Consider the following 3,207-nt stretch of genomic DNA (forward strand, 5'->3'; position numbering starts at 1 on the left):
GATCGAGACAATTTTCACCTCTATGGCAACAAGTTGGCAGGCACCCCTGAGAACTTCAGGGATGTCTTCAATGCGCTCGGCACTGCGGGCTTGACAAAAGACGAGCTGCAGCTGATGTACCAGCCCGAGCTGCTGACTTATGCTGGAAAGGGTATTGGCAGAGACGGCCGCCTTACCCTCGCTGTTCCAGCTACAGGGGCCGCGATCGGCCTCGCAGCGGCGGGTGGCGGAGCATGCGCGCTAAACCTTGTTGCCTGTGGGCGCCTAGCAGTTAGTGCGCTCGACGCGATCGCAACAGAAGCAACTGGCGGTCATAGCCTGCTCGTATCTACTGCCTGGGGGAGTGCGGTTGTTGCGAAGAAGTTTGATGACTTAGTGAAATCTGCTGAGGCGACCACAGAACAGATCGGCCTTGCTCTTAAACGAGTAACACCCAAACAAACAAGTTCTGCTGGTACCACTCCGGTCCATGGGGGCGCGGTTGACAGCGAAGCTGGCGGATTTTCTAGATACGATGAATTCAGAAAAGCTGGTGAAGAAATTAAACCAGATGGAAATTGGAACTGGCCTAGTAATCTTGGCTTTGCTGAGGCGCACGTTGATGATGTACTACCAGTCGGTACCAGATTGGATCGATATGGAAGCCCTGATGGCGCTTTTCTGTCCCCCTTTGGAACACCTTATGAGCAGAGGGCATTGGCGCCTGGATCAAGGGGGAATGGTTATCATGAGTATGAAGTCATAAAGCCGCTCCCAGTGATCAAAGGTGAAATTGCTCCTGCATTTGGGCAGCCTGGTGGTGGTACGCAAATCTTGCCTAGGTTTAAAGATCGCGTTAATGTTGATTGGTTGCGGGTCAATGGATTTCTTAAAGAGGTGGATAAAAGTGAATGACAAGATAAGTGAGATTCAGCGCGACGCGATTTCTCTTGGTGCCATAATTAATGCTCCGAAAAAATTTCTTGTGATAAAAACTGAGCCTTCCAGTGATGGTGTTCCATTTTTGGTATATCAGGATAAAATTTTTGTTTACTCTTCCATTGAGAGGGATTATGAAATTTTTAAGAAAATTACTTCTTCGGAGGATGAGGTTCTTTACTGGATATTAAGTCGCGCTGTTTCTAAGATGGTTCTCGATTTGTATAGTTCGGAGTTTGGAGATTCTGAAGAATTAGTAGGGAAGATGTTGGTACGCAGGGTGGATTTGATGAGTCGCTTAAATCCGGCCTGGGGGGGGCGGGTTGTGCATGAATATAGGTCCGGGATAGAGTCTTGACTATTTCTGATTTGTAATGGCGCTAATGGCAGGTTGCCGTAAATTCAGCGTTTTCCCCAGTGAATTCAATACGGATTAGATATCCATACGTTTTTCACAGTGCCAGCGTCGTCTACATGCGCACGGCTTCCAGCAGTGCGCGAATTTTCGAAAAGCTTGGTATTAAAAACATAGCTGTAGAGGTGGTTAAGCCGTGAGTGAAGTTAATAAAAATTTTGCCAAAGTTATAGCTAATTCTTGTAATTTTCTAGAGTTTTCTGATACTAAAATTGTCGATCAAGATGCGGCTGTTCAGATGATGGAGTAGTTGGCTTTTGAGCTGCAGGAACTTCCTGATATAAAGGGTTCTATTGTGTTCTGATTTGGTTTCGGAATTCTTAAATTATGAGGGTGAAGTTGCCGATTTTGTGAAAAATCTTCCAAGCTCACTTGGTCTGAATGAGTAGAAATCAGATCATCAGGGACGGAGATAATTAAGCGGCGGCCCTGACCGCCGGCCTGACCTACAGTAAGGCGCAACAACAGCGGCGGCAGCGCGCTCGACGGCATCCGCGCACAGGGCGGCCTGAGCGGCCGTACCCGCCAGGCCGCAGAAACTGTCGGCCGCCATGCGGTGACTGGTCGTGCCAGCGGTGGCGCAGGCGGCATCTGTGTCACCACGGGGACCAGCGGCAGCACCGGCACGCACCTCGGCCCCAACCCGCAGGACGCCACATTGGCCACCTCCGGCGGCATCGTCGCGATGTCGGTTGCGCCGGTCATGTCCAACGACAGCGGCCTGGCGCGCAGCACGGTCGATCAGGCCACAGTGCAGACCACCACGGCCGGCACCGGCATCGTCGTGGGTGCCAACCAGGACCGGGTGGGTGTCGATCCGTCGACCATTCCGGTAACCGATCTGGTGGGCGGCGGCCAGACCTCGCTGACGCAGATCGATCTGCCCATCGGCGGGCTGTATCGCCTGTCCAACGGCACCGCCACCGACCGCACCGCGATGGACCGCGCGGCCACCAGCCTGGGCGGCATCAACGCCTGGCGCAGCAACGGCCCGGGCCGTCGTTACCTGATCGAGACCGATCCGCGCTTCGTCAACTACGACAACTTCATCAGCAGCGACTTCCTGCACCACCAAATCGGAGAACAAGAACGCCGGTGGCGAGATCGGTATCAGTGTCGGCGCGGTCACGGGCTATTACCTGTCGGTGTCTGCGGGCAAGGGCAGCGCCAAGGGCAATAGCGATCTACGCACCGAAAGCGTGATCACGGCCAACGACAGCTTGACCCTGGTCAGCGGCAACGACACCACCATCCAGGGCGCACAAGCCGTTGGCAACAAGGTGCTGGCCAATGTTGGTGGCGACCTGCTCATCAAGAGCGAGCAGGACACCAACGAGTACAAGAGCAAGCAGCAGCAGGCCAGCCTGACCCTGGCGACCGGCTCGGGCAGCGGCGGCAGCTACAGCCAGCAGAAGGTCAACAGCAGCTATACCAGCGTGACCGAGCAGAGCGGCATCCAGGCGGGCAATGGCGGCTTCGACATCACGGTGGGCGGCAATACGAAGTTGGTCGGCGGTGCCATTGCAAGCGCGGCCGATGCCAGCCTCAACCGGCTGTCCACCGGCAGCCTGACGGTCGAGGATCTGCAGAACAAGGCCGAGTACAAGACCAGCGGCGTCTCGGTGGCTGGCGGTACGGGCAGCAGCATGGCCAGCATGGCCATTGGTACCGGGCTGAGCATGCTGGGCAATGCCAGCGACAGCTCGAGCAGCACGACCAAGAGCGACATCGCCGCCGGCACGATCCAGATCCGCAATGGAGATGCATCAGCACTCGCGGGTCTGGAGCGCGGTGCGGCCGAGTTGCAGCAGTCCGGGCTGAAGGAAATCTTCGATCAGAAGAAGATCGATGACCAGAAAGAGTTGATGGGGCTG

3 protein-coding genes and 1 pseudogene are annotated in these 3,207 nt (G+C 55.2%); all 4 read left to right on the plus strand.

Going from position 1 to position 3,207, the window contains the following annotated elements:
- A partial coding sequence (locus LL962_RS20720; RefSeq protein WP_228318273.1) for a TNT domain-containing protein occupies positions 1 to 894 on the plus strand: 894 nt, incomplete at its 5' end.
- Positions 887 to 1,276 (plus strand): Imm63 family immunity protein, encoded by a 390-nt coding sequence (locus LL962_RS20725; RefSeq protein ID WP_228318274.1) that lies wholly within the window; start codon positions 887 to 889, stop codon positions 1,274 to 1,276. The genes LL962_RS20720 and LL962_RS20725, both read left to right, overlap by 8 nt.
- A 613-nt stretch (positions 1,277 to 1,889) precedes the next feature.
- Positions 1,890 to 2,513, plus strand: coding sequence for a hypothetical protein (locus LL962_RS21080; RefSeq protein WP_441004890.1), 624 nt, complete (start codon positions 1,890 to 1,892; stop codon positions 2,511 to 2,513).
- Positions 2,398 to 3,207, plus strand: a pseudogene (locus LL962_RS21085) (hemagglutinin repeat-containing protein); the annotation flags it as partial. The gene LL962_RS21080 and the pseudogene LL962_RS21085, both read left to right, overlap by 116 nt.

This window comes from Xanthomonas sp. NCPPB 1067, from assembly GCF_020783795.1.
In the GTDB taxonomy this organism is placed as follows: domain Bacteria; phylum Pseudomonadota; class Gammaproteobacteria; order Xanthomonadales; family Xanthomonadaceae; genus Xanthomonas; species Xanthomonas melonis.